This is a genomic window from Amphritea sp. 1_MG-2023 (assembly GCF_030547545.1).
Taxonomy (GTDB): domain Bacteria; phylum Pseudomonadota; class Gammaproteobacteria; order Pseudomonadales; family Balneatricaceae; genus Amphritea.
Window position 1 is genome coordinate 1 of sequence record NZ_JAUOQE010000044.1, and the last position, 14,106, is coordinate 14,106.

Here is a 14,106-nt window from a genome sequence, read left to right on the forward strand (position 1 = left end):
GGGACTCGAACCCGCGACCCCCTGCGTGACAGGCAGGTATTCTAACCAACTGAACTACCACTCCACAACATACGGGACTCAAACCCGCGACCACCATCCCACACATCAGTGACAGGCAGTGCCTTTAACCAACGAAACTTACGCTTCGCATTGTACGGGATTAAAACCCGCGATCATTACCTTACAAACTGCAAGTTAATCATCCATTCGACTTGGTGGGTGTGGAGAGGCTCGAACTCCCGACATTCGCCTTGTAAGGGCGACGCTCTCCCAACTGAGCTACACACCCCCTAAATCGAGAGCCGAATTGTAAGGATTTTGCTTGGTATGTCAAACATTTATCGTAAAATATTTTTATCCTTTAGCAACAAGCTTCAATTGCAACGCGAAACAATATAACCGAACAATTACAACGACACCCTGCGACTCTGATAAACTCGACAACAGAATGACCCGATGGCTTAATGCCCCTATATTCAGACGTATTGGACTCAACATATATGTCCCACCTGAAAGAAAAAATTGATGCTTTTATCGCTCGAACACTCGAGCTGCAACATGAACAGATAGGCCGCCACCCCTTAACCGTTTATGATCCCGAATGGCCTTCCGACTGTATTCAGGCGTCAGCCGAACCCGGTCAAACGGTCAACTGGGCGCCGGTCCGGCAACCGGACAACCACAATAGCTGTGACGCTATGTTCGATCGCCTTGAACAAGCATTAGGCTACCCTATCCATATCGATCTGCGTACTTGGTATCGCAGCTACTGGTCTGAACCGCTGATGGCAACCTCCGACTGGGGCGATCTGAGTTTACTATTCGTTTGGAGTGACAAAGATTGCGAACGCCTGCGCGGGAACCTCATCGGCCATCTGCTGACTAAACAGAAACAAAAACGCCCCGCCACACTGTTTTTTGCCTGTACCGAACCCGATGGAGAGAAGTTTTTATCCATCGATAATCAAACCGGCGAAGTGTGGCTAGAACAACCCGGCAAGAAGCCTATTATGAAACTAGCCGATTCGCTGTCATTATTTTTAGATAAGCTGACCCCTCAATCGATCCCAGATCTGGAGCAATAAACGATGCGCAACGCTTTTATTTCAATCATCACAGGCGCAATCCTATTATCAGGATGCAGCACTTTTCAGCCACACCAAGTCTCCATTGAGCCACTTCACCCCGCCATAACGGTTCAAGCAGCACTCCCTGCCAACCTGCAAATCGACGTGAACAGCAAGGATATGCGTGCGAGCGATATCATCGGTTATCGTATTAGCCGCCTCAGCGATCGAGCCCCAGTTAACCTGCCTCAGCCAACCACGGCAGCACTGACACAAGGCGCTAAGGTTGCGTTAGTTAAACTAGGCGCCGTGCCTGCCCCTCAAGCAGATACTCACCTAACCATTGAACTGCAAAACGTCGAGTATCGTGCCACTCAAAGCACCCTACAATCAGTCATACTCAATGCGACCATCAGAGTGATTGCCGAAAAACATGGTAAGTTTCTTAGCGGTAGCTATAGCACCGAGAAAGAGTATCAATACGCCACCACGCCATCGCTGGCAGATAATCAAAAAATGGTCAATGAAACCTTACTCATCACCGTTAACCGCGCTTTTAATGATGCTAAGTTAATCGACTTTCTGGCACGTTAACACGGCCATCACCAACCGACGGTATAGGATAATAGCCGGCTGATATGCGCCATCGGCCGGCCTGATTCCTGCTGCCAATCATTAAAACAATCTTGAACAGTTTGTAAATCTCGCTTCGAGGTCGGTGCTTTATCAATAATGTCTTGCGCCTTCAGCGCAGCAACGACATCATCGGTAAGAATAAAGCTATCCTTACCCATCTGACGCAAAAAATAAGCCGCCGATTTACCCCCTAACTGCTGCCCCCGCTGCTTTAGCAAGGCCCACAAGCCAACAATATCAGTCACCGGCCAAGCGGCGATAAACCGAGCAAAACTGCCATACTCTGCCGCCAACTCAGTGACCATTAGGGCATTGGCGCGCACCGATTTAATCTTACCCCAGTGACGGATAATCTGATCATTTTGCATCAGATTTTCAAGCTGATCATCGCTCATCAAAATAATTTTTTCAGGCTCAAAACCGAAAAAAGCCGACTCGAACGCCGGCCATTTGGCATCGACGACGGCATGCCTAATGCCCGCACGAAAGACCCTCAGACTCATCGCCGATAAGTATCGATCATCAGCAATCACTGCTAGCGCATCCGCCGATCTTACTTGAGGTAAAAGCGCTTCAATATCTTGATCCGCTTGATGAGCAAGCACATGCTCATAGATCCAGTTAAAGGATTTCACGCCTCAGCTCTCCTTCGCACTGAAATCGATCGACACCGAATTAATACAGTAACGCATTCCCGTATCAGTCGGCCCATCAGGGAATAGATGCCCAAGATGCGCGCCACAACCGCTACACACCACTTCGGTGCGAATCATGCCGTGCGAGGCATCATGGTTTTCAAGGATATGACTCGCCTCAGCTGGTGCATCAAAACTCGGCCAACCACAACCCGCATCAAATTTACTCTCACTGTTAAACAACGTTTCACCACAAGCAACACAGCGATACTCTCCATCCTTAAAAAACTGATCATACTGACCCGTGCCTGGTCGCTCAGTTCCCTTCTCACGACACACATAATATTGCTCTGGCGTTAAGGCTTCACGCCACTGCTCTTCAGTTTTTTTCACTTTAAAATCATGACCTGCCATAAAAAACTCCAATACAGATAAGTAAAACGAAAAGATCAGTCTGTTACTGTCCAATATCGTTTAAAAAGCGTATTATTTTGCCCCTTCGGTAAGCTGCAACGCTACTCTTGTCGACGTTTACTTACCGATCATAGAATATTACAGGACACCACTACAGGATTAATCCATGTCCGTTATCAGAAAATCAAACAAACTGATCAACGTCTGCTATGACATCCGTGGCCCCGTCCTTCAGGAAGCTAAACGTCTTGAGGAAGAGGGTCAACGCATCATCAAACTGAATATTGGTAATCCGGCCCCATTTGGCTTTGAGGCACCGGAAGAAATCGTTCAGGACGTTATTTATAATCTGCCCTCAGCACAAGGCTATTGCGACTCTAAAGGGCTGTTCTCAGCGCGTAAAGCGGTGATGCAGGAAAGCCAAAAAAAAGGCATCAAAAACGTTACCATCGAAGATATCTATCTGGGTAACGGTGTCAGCGAACTGATCGTCATGGCGACTCAAGGCTTGCTGAATGATAATGATGAACTCCTCATTCCTGCGCCGGACTACCCTCTTTGGACCGCCGCTGCCAGTCTAGCGGGCGGCAATCCGGTTCACTATCACTGCGATGAGCAACGAGACTGGGCACCCGACATCGATGATATTCGCAGCAAAATTACCGAGCGCACCAAAGGCATTGTCGTTATCAATCCCAACAATCCGACCGGTGCCGTCTACTCTGAAGCCATTTTGCTACAAATTATTGCCCTCGCTGAAGAGTTTGGCTTAATTGTGTTTGCCGATGAGATCTACGACAAAATCACCTACGATGATGCGCAACATATCCCGCTCGCATCACTCAGCGATGAGATTTTGTGCCTTACCTTTAATGGCTTATCGAAAGCCTATCGCGCTGCCGGCTTCCGGTCTGGCTGGATGATTATCACCGGACCTAAACATCAGGCACGCGACTACATCGAAGGTCTCGATATGCTGGCCAGTATGCGGCTGTGCGCCAATGTGCCAGCTCAACATGCGATTCAGACCGCATTGGGTGGCTATCAAAGCATCGATGAGCTGACAGCACCTGGAGGCCGTCTATATGAACAATGCCATATTGCTTGGCAGAGACTCAATCAAATCCCAGGCGTCTCTTGTGTCAAGGCACGTGGCTCGCTCTACCTATTCGTCAGACTGGACCCTGAAATCCATCCCATTAAGAACGATGAAAAGATGGCGCTCGACCTGCTACAGCAACAGAAGGTACTGATTGTTCAGGGTAGCGGCTTCAATGCGCCGGACACTCAACACTTCCGACTCGTCTGCCTACCTCGCGAAGATGAGCTGATTGAAGCCATCGATCGCATCGGTTTATTCCTGAAAAGTTACTCTCAGGCATAACTTTTTTATCAGCGATCGAAAGATCGCTTTTTTATTTCGTTCATCAGGCTCTATACTTAGTTTATATTTCTGTTATAAAACAGACATATAATCTGATCGCTTTAGTGCGATTCAGAGTCAAGGAAGTAACCAACGCTCAACTCAGTGGATTGATAAGCATTAAGGCTTGAAACCAACTGAATCATGACATACTTTCTTATCATCAACTTACTCTTGCGGAATCAGTATGTTTATTAAGATCAAGAAAAATTGCGGCATCTACATGGAACACAACGGCATGGAGAAAAATCATATCATGCCTGTCACCAGTAACTTTTTGATCAACCTCGGTCACGCAGCCGAGATCTCTTTCTACACCATCAAAGAGACTAAGGTGCGTTATGATCTTGAAGGCCACCAAATCACGGTACCACCTCACACACGCGTCATTCACCTGCAGATGGCTTACCGCTATTCAAGCACCAAAGAGCAAATCGGTGATACCAAAGGCAGCATCGTAGAACGTAACTTCTATAAGTTTTACTTCAAACCCGAAGAGATGGGTCAATACGAAGAACTACGCGACCATATCGAAAAACACGTCTTGAATCTCTAACAGCCTAACGATCAGCTAATTCAAGAGCGTAGCCGTGCGTAAAATAAAAAAGGCAGCTTTATCCGCTGCCTTTAAGTTTATTCACAGTCAATCGTGACCAATTCATTCATACAGACCGCTCAATACCCTCACCGGCCCGCACCTTTAAAATCGCCTCGATAATATGATCCACATCACTCATCGCGCGATGCTGTCGCCACTGCCCTTTACAGATCAACTGAAACTGAAGTAACTCTTCTGGATTTAATAACGCCGGCAACCCAATAAGTCTGAATGCCATCGTTTGTCCTGTCGCTTCAAACAAACGTGTCAGCCAAAAATCATCAAATTCCCAAGCATCACTGAGCACATCCTGACCCGCTAATTGCTCATTCAAGCGCGTACAAGCGGCATCAGCAGACACGCCTTTGCGACACACTTCAGTACGACACAGGTTATGCAGCTCTTCTGCATATTCATCCCAAAAATCCCAACCTGACACGGAGTCCGGGTTAATTAAAAAGTTATCACTTTTCCCCGCCGTACTCTTCCACGCGACTTCAATCGGATAGGAACGGGGCCCTAGGCCACTCGCCTCCAAATCCAAGCAAATCAAATTCATAACATTCCTGACTCAATAATCACTTTACTTAGTCACGGCTTAGACCGCTTTTTTAAACAACAGCACTTTAAGCGCTTGCTCTGGATCTCGATCTGGAAAATCATCCGGATGAGTTATACGTTCACAATACACAAAGGTTGGACAACAATCTTCCATCAGTTGTAACAGAAAGTCACTGCCCAACTCGGGTGAGTTAAGACACAACAGCACCTGTCCACCCTCGGTTGTCAATTCAGGTAACCGGCGCAGCACTTTGCGATAGTCATCGCTGGCAACAAAACTGCCTCGCTGAAAACTCGGCGGATCGATAATCACTAACTCATAAGGCCCTTCTCGCTTAAGCCGGCCCCATGAACGAAACAGATCATGGCCTAAAAATTTCACTCGATCGGTGGGTAACTGATTTAAGCGATGATTATCTCGCCCCGTACTCAAGGCGCCACGACTCATATCGAGATTAACCACGTTATGCGCACCGCCAGCAACCGCCGCGACAGAAAACGCACAGGTATAAGCAAACAGGTTTAAAACATTTTTACCCTGACTGTTATGTCGAACCCAGCGCCGCCCCTCACGCATATCTAAAAACAGACCACTATTTTGATTCTTCAACGGCTTAACATTGTATTTTAAGCCTAGCTCGGCCACCGGCAGCGGCCGTTCCAGATCAACCGTACCATGATTCCAGCGTACATCGACGCAATTTTCTCGTCGATAGCGATGCTGCACAACGAACGCCTCGGGCTTACTTGGCCCATCGAGCTGTTGAAAAAACTGATCTAACTGCATGATCAGCTCTTGCGAATGCGCAGCAAACAGACGGACAATCACAACCGGCGGTAACAGATCGATAACCAACTGCTCATACCCAGGAAAGCATCGCCCTCGCCCATGAAACAAGCGCCGCACGTCTCCCTGAGAAGCGTCCAGTTGAGTAATGATAGAATCAAAAATAGCTTGCATATACGATCCGCTCAGGTATGCATTAAAATTAAAAAGGCGCGATTATAGTGACCCATATGGCATTGAGCCAGTTTTTTATCGCCTTAAATGAAAAAGCAGTTGAAACTTATTCGCATCGCCTATATCTATAACATCAACTTCATTATAAAGAGCTACCACATCATGATGCGAATCGGTCTTTTCCTGTTAACCAACATTGCCGTTATTGCCCTAGCCAGCATAACACTCAGCTTGTTTGGCGTAGGCTCCATCCTACAAGCAAACGGTGTTGATATGGATCTTGGCAACCTACTCGCCTTCTGCGCAGTCTTTGGTTTCGCCGGCTCCTTTGTATCACTATTTTTATCTAAATTTTTGGCCAAAAAAGGCAGCGGCACTGAGATTATCACTCAGGCACGCAGCGCCGATGAACAATGGCTGCTCGATACGGTTAAAGAATTGGCTGATAAAGCTAAGATAGGCATGCCAGAAGTGGGGATTTTCCCCGCCCAACAGGCCAACGCGTTTGCCACAGGCTGGAATAAAAACAACGCATTGGTCGCGGTCAGCATGGGGTTGTTGCAACGTTTTCGTAAAGAAGAAATTCGCGCCGTACTGGCTCACGAAATAGGCCATGTCGCTAACGGTGATATGGTTACCCTGACGCTAATTCAAGGGGTCGTTAATACCTTCGTTATGTTCTTTGCACGCATCATCGGTCACTTTGTTGACCGTGCCATTCTAAAAAACGAACAGGGTCACGGCATTGGTTACTTCATCACCACCATTGTCGCTGAAATTGTGCTTGGCATATTAGCATCGACCATTGTCGCCTGGTTTAGTCGCCGCCGAGAGTTTAAAGCGGATGAGGCCGGCGCCACTCTCGCCTCACCTCATGCGATGATTGGTGCACTACAACGTTTGAAAGCCGAATATAACGTACCCGATCAAATGCCTGAAACACTCACGGCCTTTGGTATCAGTAGTCATATGAAGCAAGGCTTTATGGCATTACTATCGACACACCCACCCTTGGATGATCGAATTGCTGCCCTGCAAAAATACTGATCATTAAATCCATTTAAAAACGCCTCCCTCGAGGCGTTTTTTTCGTCAACTGACATCGGTACCCGCGCAATCTACGCGAGGCATTACATCCCCAACCCTTCCGTTCTTTTAGCATTATTTTGCGATTCGTTCACCCGCTATAACCTTAAAATATTTCACTAAAATCAAAAATCAGTTTAGAAAAAATCATTTTACGCCCATATTTTTTGCCCCATAATCGATATAGACGTGAACCTGCAAGGCAAGCGGGTTTGATCATGTGATTTTATCAGTATTGGCTGTTTGACAGTCAAATGCATGTGAAGAGCGAAGCCATGACCAAAAAACAAGAAATCTCCGATGATATAGATCTCGCCGATGACTGGAGCGATGACGACATCGAAATTGACACAAAAGAAAAACAGTTCTGCTGTGATGCCGAAAAAAGAAGACGCATAGAGTTACTGTTTGAACAGCGTCGCCTCGAACGGGAATTACGCGAGTTCTACGACTAAAAGCAGCCTCGAGCTGCTTTTTCTTTAGCTCCAGTGTATGGCTAATTAGCGATGGCTTAGCAGCCTATAGAGCATCGTACCGGCCACAACGTCACTTAAGCTCGGTGTTATCAAAGTTTAATCTCAATGTCATACCAACGTCATCGTCAGAGGGTTTTATTAGCACATCACTGATAACAAAACCCGAGTAAGTATTTATGAGTCATAAAGTTCGTCTAGAGGATCTGAGCACCGAAAACCTGGATGAGATGGATAATGATTTCTTTATCACGCCAGCGACCGGCCGCCAAAAAAAAGGGCTACGTAAAGCACGTAAACGTAAGATGATTGAAGATTATATGGAAGAGCGTTCACTCAAGCGCAACCTAACAGAGTCATACGACCTCTACTGAATCATCAGCCGCTAGCAGCGCACTGTCCTCAGTGCTGCTGCTTTTTAATACTGCTCTGCCCTTTACGCTTCTTCGCCGCACGCGAAGATGAAGCTTTGTTGCCCTTTACTGTCGCCTTGGTCGCTACCCGTGCGCCACTCGGGCGTACTCGTGCTTTGCTATTCTCACGCCGCTTAGGCGCCTCCTCCGGGGTCACAAGATGCCCAGGACGAGTGCCGATTAAGTCTTCGCGCCCCATCTCTTTTAATTTAATCCGTAAATCGGACCAGTTCTCAGGGTCATGGTATCGCAGCAGTGTTTTGTGCGCTTTACGCTGCGCTTTATCTTTTGGAATATAAAGCGTTTCACTCTTATAGGTGATCTGCTTGAGCGGGTTTTTCTCTGAATGATACATCGCGGTGGCCAGCGACATCGGCGATGGATAAAAGTTTTGTACTTGATCGACTTTGACATCGTTTTGCTTCAACCACAGCGATAAGTTCAGCATATCGTTATCATCACAGCCCGGATGTGCCGCGATAAAATAGGGTATCAGATATTGTTTTTTGCCCGCTTCAGCAGAGAACTGATCGAACATATTTTTAAAGTCGTAGTAGGTATCCATACCCGGTTTCATCATTTTGCTGAGCGTGTTTTGTTCACTGTGTTCCGGCGCAATTTTTAAGTACCCCCCTACATGGTAGGTCACCAACTCACGCACATACTCAGGATCTTTAACCGCCAGGTCATAACGTAAGCCAGAGGCGATAGCGATATTATGTATGCCTTCCATTTTACGTGCTTTACGATACAACTCGGTGGTCTGACTATGATCCGTCACGAGATTACTGCAGATAGTCGGATAAACACAGGACAGCTTACGACAGTTCGACTGAATATCATCATCATTACAGTTGAGAAAGTACATATTCGATGTTGGCCCACCCAGATCAGAGATTGATCCGGTAAACCCAGGGACTTTATCGCGTATCTCTGCCATCTCATTCAATATCGATTCATGTGAGCGACTTTGAATAATCCGTCCTTCATGCTCGGTAATCGAGCAAAAAGTACAGCCACCGAAACAACCACGCATAATATTAATCGAGAAGCGGATCATATCGTAAGCCGGAATTTTATCTTTCCCATACGCAGGATGCGGTACTCGCTGATACGGCAAACCAAACACACCATCCATTTCAGGCGTTTCCAACGGAATCGGCGGCGGATTAACCCATAACTCACGATTACCATGCTTTTGAATCAGTGCTCGAGCATTATGTGGATTTGATTCCTGATGCAACACCCGCGAGGTATGCGCATACAACGCTGAATCTTTAGCTACTTTTTCAAATGAAGGTAAGCGTATATAGGTCGTTTCTTGACTCAGCTTTTCTTTACGTTTCAGCGGCATCGGCACAATCCGTATCGGCGCAACATGCGCCTCTTCGGCAGGCTGAGTCACAGAACTATCGGCACCACAACGCTTTGTGGTCGGATCGATCAGCTTATCCGCACCTCGCTGATCAGTGCCAAAATCGTAGGGGTTAGGCAGCTTATCGATATTACCTGGCCAATCGATACGACTCGAATCCAACTCAACATACCCCTCAGGTGGTTGCTGACGCAGATATGCCGTGCCACGAATATTCCAAAGCTCTTCGATACGCTTACCTGCGGCAAGCCCGTGGCTCAGTTCCACAATCGCCCGTTCCGCATTACCATATAGAAGAATATCGGCGGTGGCATCGAGTAACACCGAGCGGCGTACTTTGTTGCTCCAGTAATCGTACTGAGCAATACGTCGTAAACTCGCTTCAATACCGCCCAATACAACCGGCACATCAGTCCACGCCTCCTTACATCGCTGACTATAAACAATCACCGCTCGGTCTGGTCGCTTACCGCCCTTCCCCCCTGCGGTATACGCATCATCATGACGCAAACGAAGATCGGCGGTATAGCGATTGATCATGGAATCCATATTTCCGGCGGTCACACCAAAATAGAGATTCGGCTTGCCCAAGCGCATAAAATCATCGGCACTGCGCCAATCCGGTTGCGCGATAATACCCACGCGAAATCCTTGAGCTTCCAGTAAGCGCCCCATCACCGCCATGCCAAAGCTGGGATGATCGACATAGGCATCACCGGTAACAATGATAATGTCACAGCTATCCCACCCCAATTGATCCATCTCCTCTCGGGTGGTCGGTAAAAAAGGTGCTATGCCATAGCATTCAGCCCAATAACGCGGATAGGAAAACAGATCAGGTGCAGTTTTTTTCATGGAAATATCAAGAGACAACTAAATTTAGGAGGAACTCAATTGTCGCAGAAACAGCCTCTAACCGATAGTAAAAACATGGTTCTCAGTGCTGTTGACTGGGCCTTCAGGAATAGACATAGTAAAATACTCGGAATTAAACACATAGATTAACAAACATGAGTCGAGCAAAACCCACCCCTCCCGCTGATTACGAATGCTGCGAAAGTGGCTGCTCTCCTTGTGTCTGGGATATCTACTATGAAGACTTAAACGCTTGGAATGCTGAACAAGCCGTCAATAATGAAGCCGAGCAGGACGCTAACGAAACGCCCTTCGAAAATAAGGATTAACACCGATGCCCAAGCAAGCACCTATCATTTATCGCACGCATATCAAACCTGAATGGCTTGATTATAATAACCACATGAATGTGGCTTATTACGTACTCATTTTTGATCTCGCAGGCACTGAATTGGTCAGCCAATTAGGCTTAAGTGAGGCGGTCACAAACGCGAGCCAAATCTCTTGGATGGTGCTGGAAAATCATATTACCTATAACAACGAAGTTGTCCTAGATCAGCTAGTCGAAGTCCGTTGTCAACTGATCGATCACGATAGCAAGCGCCTTCACCTGTATTTTGAAATGTTTGCGCAACATCCGGATGGCAGTGAATACCTTGCTTCAACCCTTGAGCAAATGGCCATGTGCGTTGACCTAAGTAGCCGCAGTAGCTGCCCATTTCCGGTTGAGATTGCTGAAAATATCGCCACACTGGCGGCACAACAGTCAACCCTAGCATCGCCCGCCAATATAGGACGCAAAATCGGCATTCGCCGCGCTTAACTCATCAGCCAACATTAACCGGAAGCCTGTTACTGCGTTGAAACAAAAAATCAGTAACCGCTTCTGCCAATCATCAGGAAATATTGTGGATAGAGAGACGCTAGAAAGAGCGGCGCAACGAGGCATCATCTCGCAACAACAACTGCAACAGCTGATACTCTTCAGTAATACGGGCAATGTCGCTGCTGAAGAGCACACGGCTGAAGAACAACTTCGCTTCGTGCGTAATTTCGGCGATATCTTCATCACCCTCGGGGTATTATTTGTCACATTTTCGGTGTCAGCCATGCACCTTAGTCAGCTCGAATGGCTTGTGCCGGCCGCCTTATTCTTAGGCGCAGCCGAATGGTTAGTACGGATTCGCAGGCTGGCTCTCCCCGGTATTGCCATCCTCGGCTCAACGCTTTACTTCCTCGGCAAAGCATTAGGCGTTGCCGAATTTGAAACCGCCTCGCTGCAGTTTCTCACACTAAGCGCCGCCTCATTACTGTTTTATCTACGCTACCGTATGCCATTTAGTTTATTACCCGTCGCTGCGGGTCTAGTGGCCGCGATTATCAGCAGCATTGGCATAGAGGTGCTGCAACATCAACTACTCTTTTCTGCACTCGGGTTGCTTGTATTTCTCACCGCGATGAGCTTTGATGCCCGTGATCGTCAACGACAACGTCGCGCCAGTGACTGTGGCTTTTGGCTCCATTTACTGGCATCGCCGCTGATGGTTCATGGCATGATGAGCGCCATTCTGTTGAATGACTCTGGGGTTTTAGCCGGCGGCAGTCTCCGTGAAATAGCCTTACTACTCTTCTTCTTGGTGTTTTTACTGACCGCCCTATTTGTCGACCGCCGCGCCATGCTGGTATCCAGTCTTTCATATGCAATCTACGCTATCTTTCAAGTGGTCAGCCGCAATTTACTCGATAGTAACAACCTGCCGCTACTGATATTCATCGGCTTTGGTGTCTTTATCGTGCTGTTCGGAACCTACTGGTACAAACTTAGACGCCTGATATTTAATCCGTTACGCGATAGCCGGATCGCTCGCTTAGTACCTGCCTTCTAACCTAACGCGACAAGCAAACCGCCCAACAGATCACTGATGTAGCAACGATGAGGCGTTCACCAATGACCTCATCGCGTTACAGCATGAATTGTTGCTGAATATAGACGCATTTCAAACTGAAAAATCATCCGCCACATCCGCCCACGACAACGCATCTTTGAACTAATATTTAACCATTCATTGAGGTTAAATTATGTGCCAAACAAAACACTATCTCGTTATATCAATGAGCTTACTGCTGCTAGTTGCACTCCCTAGCGATGCTGACAGTCTCCATCATATCGCGATTGATACCGGCAACGTTCGACTGTATATCAGTAATCGACACCTCAACGGTCGATACGCTATTCGCTCTGCGCCATCTCAGCGCGATGACTATCGAGTTATAAATCGACATTATCGTACGCCAAGCCATAGAGGACGTAGCTATCCCGCGAGCGATCATCAATATCACCGCATCAACCGCTTATCTCCACAAACCCATATCATTCTCAATAGCCGTGCTTATCGATTCAACAGCCGTCATCACCGTGTTAAACACCATCATCGCCCGCATCAATATGATGCCCATTCATCACATCGGGCCCAGCGTCGTTTCACTCAACATCATTATCATCACAGCCATCGACATTGAGCCCTGTCAAACAGGGCTTGTTCAATCAGAAGCAACCGCAAGAAGCACTCCCTCTCGTGCTAGGTAGCTAAAAATTGACGTTGCCCTCTCCACGCCGAAGCGCTCAGCGGGTACAATACACTCGACTATTATCAATCGAGCGACAGTGTTCTTGCAAAACTTATACGCACGCACAAAAGAGGCATTTCTAACCGCAGACCCCGATCTTAAAATCGAGCTGACGCGACAAACTGTCAGCCGTTGGAATGCCGGAGAATTAGAGTGGCAAGAAGGCGATGCTCCTGAATTTCTTCAGCAACCCGGTCAGCTGGATAAGCCCGAAATCGTCGCACCGGCCGAGGTTAACGAGCGCAAAATGAGTAAGGAAGAGGGTCGCGCAGCGCTGATTCACGCCCTGGCTCATATTGAATTAACCGCTGTTAATTTAGCGCTCGATTCCGTACATCGTTATCGACATATGCCGAAAGCATTTTATGCTGACTGGATGCAGTGTGCCGCTGAGGAAGCCAATCATTTTGTTGCCTTACGCGGCCGCTTACGGGAAATGGGCTATGATTACGGCAGCTTCAAAGCTCATGGCGAACTCTGGAGTATGGCGATCGATACCGCTGACGATATGTTGGAAAGAATGGGCATCGTCCATCGAGCCCTTGAAGCACGTGCCTTAGATGTTGTGCCCAAAGCGATCCAGCGCTTTGATCAACTGGGTGACAACAAAATGGTCGATATTCTCTCCATGATCGGCAATGAAGAGATTGGCCATGTCTGCTCAGGCACTCGTTGGTACCACTATCAGTGTCAACAACGGCATCTCGAACCCAATCAAACCTTTATTGATCTCCTGTGGAAATATATGAAAGGACCGCTCAAAGGGCCATTGAACTACGAAGCCCGCTTGAAAGCCGGTTTTTCTGCAGAAGAAATGAAGATGATTGAGATGATGAAGCAAGGCCAATAATCCCCGCTATATCGCCACCATGAAGACAGTCAGAACCACTCAATGCCATCAAACCGTCGTTTGAATACCTGCATAACAACCCAAGCAAACCACCCAAATTGGGTAATAATGATGGTCTACAGGTTTCAGCT

At 47.4% G+C, this 14,106-nt stretch carries 17 protein-coding genes and 1 tRNA gene; 12 read left to right on the forward strand and 6 right to left on the reverse strand.

Annotated features, from left to right (window positions below; genetic code table 11):
* Positions 1-213: 213 nt before the first annotated feature.
* A tRNA-Val gene (locus Q4488_RS17110) sits at positions 214-289 on the reverse strand.
* A gap of 211 nt (positions 290-500) precedes the next feature.
* Here Q4488_RS17110 and syd point away from each other — a divergent pair.
* Both syd and Q4488_RS17120 read left to right on the forward strand, forming a co-directional pair.
* Positions 501-1,085, forward strand: a complete 585-nt coding sequence (syd, locus tag Q4488_RS17115; RefSeq protein WP_303581701.1) for a SecY-interacting protein — start codon at positions 501-503, stop codon at positions 1,083-1,085.
* A 3-nt stretch (positions 1,086-1,088) separates the two neighbouring features.
* Positions 1,089-1,661, forward strand: coding sequence for a YajG family lipoprotein (locus Q4488_RS17120; protein WP_303581702.1), 573 nt, complete (start codon positions 1,089-1,091; stop codon positions 1,659-1,661).
* A gap of 8 nt (positions 1,662-1,669) precedes the next feature.
* Here the strand turns inward: Q4488_RS17120 and Q4488_RS17125 are convergent, their stop codons facing one another.
* Both Q4488_RS17125 and msrB read right to left on the reverse strand, forming a co-directional pair.
* Entirely contained in the window at positions 1,670-2,338 is a 669-nt protein-coding gene (locus Q4488_RS17125) for a DNA-3-methyladenine glycosylase I (protein WP_303581703.1), read from the reverse strand.
* Between the two features lie 3 nt (positions 2,339-2,341).
* Positions 2,342-2,752, reverse strand: coding sequence for a peptide-methionine (R)-S-oxide reductase MsrB (gene msrB, locus Q4488_RS17130; protein WP_303581704.1), 411 nt, complete (start codon positions 2,750-2,752; stop codon positions 2,342-2,344).
* Between the two features lie 166 nt (positions 2,753-2,918).
* On the opposite strand from msrB, the gene Q4488_RS17135 reads away from it, so the two are divergent.
* Both Q4488_RS17135 and Q4488_RS17140 read left to right on the forward strand, forming a co-directional pair.
* On the forward strand, positions 2,919-4,136 hold the full coding sequence (locus tag Q4488_RS17135) for a pyridoxal phosphate-dependent aminotransferase (protein ID WP_303581705.1): 1,218 nt from the start codon (positions 2,919-2,921) through the stop codon (positions 4,134-4,136).
* A gap of 226 nt (positions 4,137-4,362) precedes the next feature.
* Positions 4,363-4,731, forward strand: a complete 369-nt coding sequence (locus Q4488_RS17140) for a hypothetical protein (RefSeq protein ID WP_303581706.1) — start codon at positions 4,363-4,365, stop codon at positions 4,729-4,731.
* Between the two features lie 106 nt (positions 4,732-4,837).
* On the opposite strand, the gene Q4488_RS17145 is transcribed toward Q4488_RS17140, so the two are convergent.
* Both Q4488_RS17145 and Q4488_RS17150 read right to left on the reverse strand, forming a co-directional pair.
* A complete protein-coding gene (locus tag Q4488_RS17145; protein ID WP_303581707.1) occupies positions 4,838-5,332 on the reverse strand; it encodes a hypothetical protein in 495 nt (164 codons plus the stop codon).
* 39 nt (positions 5,333-5,371) lie between these two features.
* A complete protein-coding gene (locus Q4488_RS17150; RefSeq protein WP_303581708.1) occupies positions 5,372-6,295 on the reverse strand; it encodes a class I SAM-dependent methyltransferase in 924 nt (307 codons plus the stop codon).
* A 162-nt stretch (positions 6,296-6,457) separates the two neighbouring features.
* Between Q4488_RS17150 and htpX the strand changes: the two genes are divergently transcribed.
* The 3 genes from htpX to Q4488_RS17165 all read left to right on the forward strand — a co-directional run bounded on the left by htpX (position 6,458) and on the right by Q4488_RS17165 (position 8,228).
* Entirely contained in the window at positions 6,458-7,342 is an 885-nt protein-coding gene (gene htpX / locus Q4488_RS17155) for a protease HtpX (protein ID WP_303581709.1), read from the forward strand.
* Positions 7,343-7,656: 314 nt separating this feature from the next.
* The gene (locus Q4488_RS17160) at positions 7,657-7,836 is read left to right on the forward strand and encodes a hypothetical protein (RefSeq protein WP_303581710.1); all 180 of its coding nucleotides are present in this window, start codon (positions 7,657-7,659) and stop codon (positions 7,834-7,836) included.
* Positions 7,837-8,033: 197 nt separating this feature from the next.
* Positions 8,034-8,228, forward strand: a complete 195-nt coding sequence (locus tag Q4488_RS17165; protein ID WP_303581711.1) for a PA3496 family putative envelope integrity protein — start codon at positions 8,034-8,036, stop codon at positions 8,226-8,228.
* Positions 8,229-8,256: 28 nt separating this feature from the next.
* Here Q4488_RS17165 and Q4488_RS17170 read toward each other — a convergent pair whose 3' ends face one another.
* The gene (locus Q4488_RS17170; RefSeq protein ID WP_303581712.1) at positions 8,257-10,497 is read right to left on the reverse strand and encodes a YgiQ family radical SAM protein; all 2,241 of its coding nucleotides are present in this window, start codon (positions 10,495-10,497) and stop codon (positions 8,257-8,259) included.
* A gap of 155 nt (positions 10,498-10,652) precedes the next feature.
* On the opposite strand from Q4488_RS17170, the gene Q4488_RS17175 reads away from it, so the two are divergent.
* The 5 genes from Q4488_RS17175 (at position 10,653) to Q4488_RS17195 (ending at position 13,975) form a co-directional block, all read left to right on the forward strand.
* Positions 10,653-10,826, forward strand: a complete 174-nt coding sequence (locus Q4488_RS17175) for an oxidoreductase-like domain-containing protein (protein WP_303581713.1) — start codon at positions 10,653-10,655, stop codon at positions 10,824-10,826.
* Between the two features lie 5 nt (positions 10,827-10,831).
* A complete protein-coding gene (locus tag Q4488_RS17180; RefSeq protein WP_303581714.1) occupies positions 10,832-11,320 on the forward strand; it encodes a thioesterase family protein in 489 nt (162 codons plus the stop codon).
* 85 nt (positions 11,321-11,405) lie between these two features.
* The gene (locus Q4488_RS17185; RefSeq protein ID WP_303581715.1) at positions 11,406-12,383 is read left to right on the forward strand and encodes a hypothetical protein; all 978 of its coding nucleotides are present in this window, start codon (positions 11,406-11,408) and stop codon (positions 12,381-12,383) included.
* A 193-nt stretch (positions 12,384-12,576) separates the two neighbouring features.
* Positions 12,577-13,017, forward strand: a complete 441-nt coding sequence (locus Q4488_RS17190) for a hypothetical protein (protein WP_303581716.1) — start codon at positions 12,577-12,579, stop codon at positions 13,015-13,017.
* Positions 13,018-13,162: 145 nt separating this feature from the next.
* The gene (locus tag Q4488_RS17195; RefSeq protein WP_303581717.1) at positions 13,163-13,975 is read left to right on the forward strand and encodes a ferritin-like domain-containing protein; all 813 of its coding nucleotides are present in this window, start codon (positions 13,163-13,165) and stop codon (positions 13,973-13,975) included.
* The last annotated feature ends 131 nt before the right edge of the window (positions 13,976-14,106 follow it).

Coding starts and splice junctions, on each gene's coding strand:
- Q4488_RS17170 (WP_303581712.1), bottom strand. CDS start 10,497: ATGAAAAAAACTGCACCTGATCTGTTTTCCTATCCGCGTTATTGGGCT.
- htpX (WP_303581709.1), top strand. CDS start 6,458: ATGATGCGAATCGGTCTTTTCCTGTTAACCAACATTGCCGTTATTGCC.
- syd (WP_303581701.1), top strand. CDS start 501: ATGTCCCACCTGAAAGAAAAAATTGATGCTTTTATCGCTCGAACACTC.
- Q4488_RS17150 (WP_303581708.1), bottom strand. CDS start 6,295: ATGCAAGCTATTTTTGATTCTATCATTACTCAACTGGACGCTTCTCAG.
- Q4488_RS17135 (WP_303581705.1), top strand. CDS start 2,919: ATGTCCGTTATCAGAAAATCAAACAAACTGATCAACGTCTGCTATGAC.
- Q4488_RS17180 (WP_303581714.1), top strand. CDS start 10,832: ATGCCCAAGCAAGCACCTATCATTTATCGCACGCATATCAAACCTGAA.
- Q4488_RS17120 (WP_303581702.1), top strand. CDS start 1,089: ATGCGCAACGCTTTTATTTCAATCATCACAGGCGCAATCCTATTATCA.
- Q4488_RS17165 (WP_303581711.1), top strand. CDS start 8,034: ATGAGTCATAAAGTTCGTCTAGAGGATCTGAGCACCGAAAACCTGGAT.
- Q4488_RS17145 (WP_303581707.1), bottom strand. CDS start 5,332: ATGAATTTGATTTGCTTGGATTTGGAGGCGAGTGGCCTAGGGCCCCGT.
- Q4488_RS17175 (WP_303581713.1), top strand. CDS start 10,653: ATGAGTCGAGCAAAACCCACCCCTCCCGCTGATTACGAATGCTGCGAA.
- msrB (WP_303581704.1), bottom strand. CDS start 2,752: ATGGCAGGTCATGATTTTAAAGTGAAAAAAACTGAAGAGCAGTGGCGT.
- Q4488_RS17140 (WP_303581706.1), top strand. CDS start 4,363: ATGTTTATTAAGATCAAGAAAAATTGCGGCATCTACATGGAACACAAC.
- Q4488_RS17160 (WP_303581710.1), top strand. CDS start 7,657: ATGACCAAAAAACAAGAAATCTCCGATGATATAGATCTCGCCGATGAC.
- Q4488_RS17190 (WP_303581716.1), top strand. CDS start 12,577: ATGTGCCAAACAAAACACTATCTCGTTATATCAATGAGCTTACTGCTG.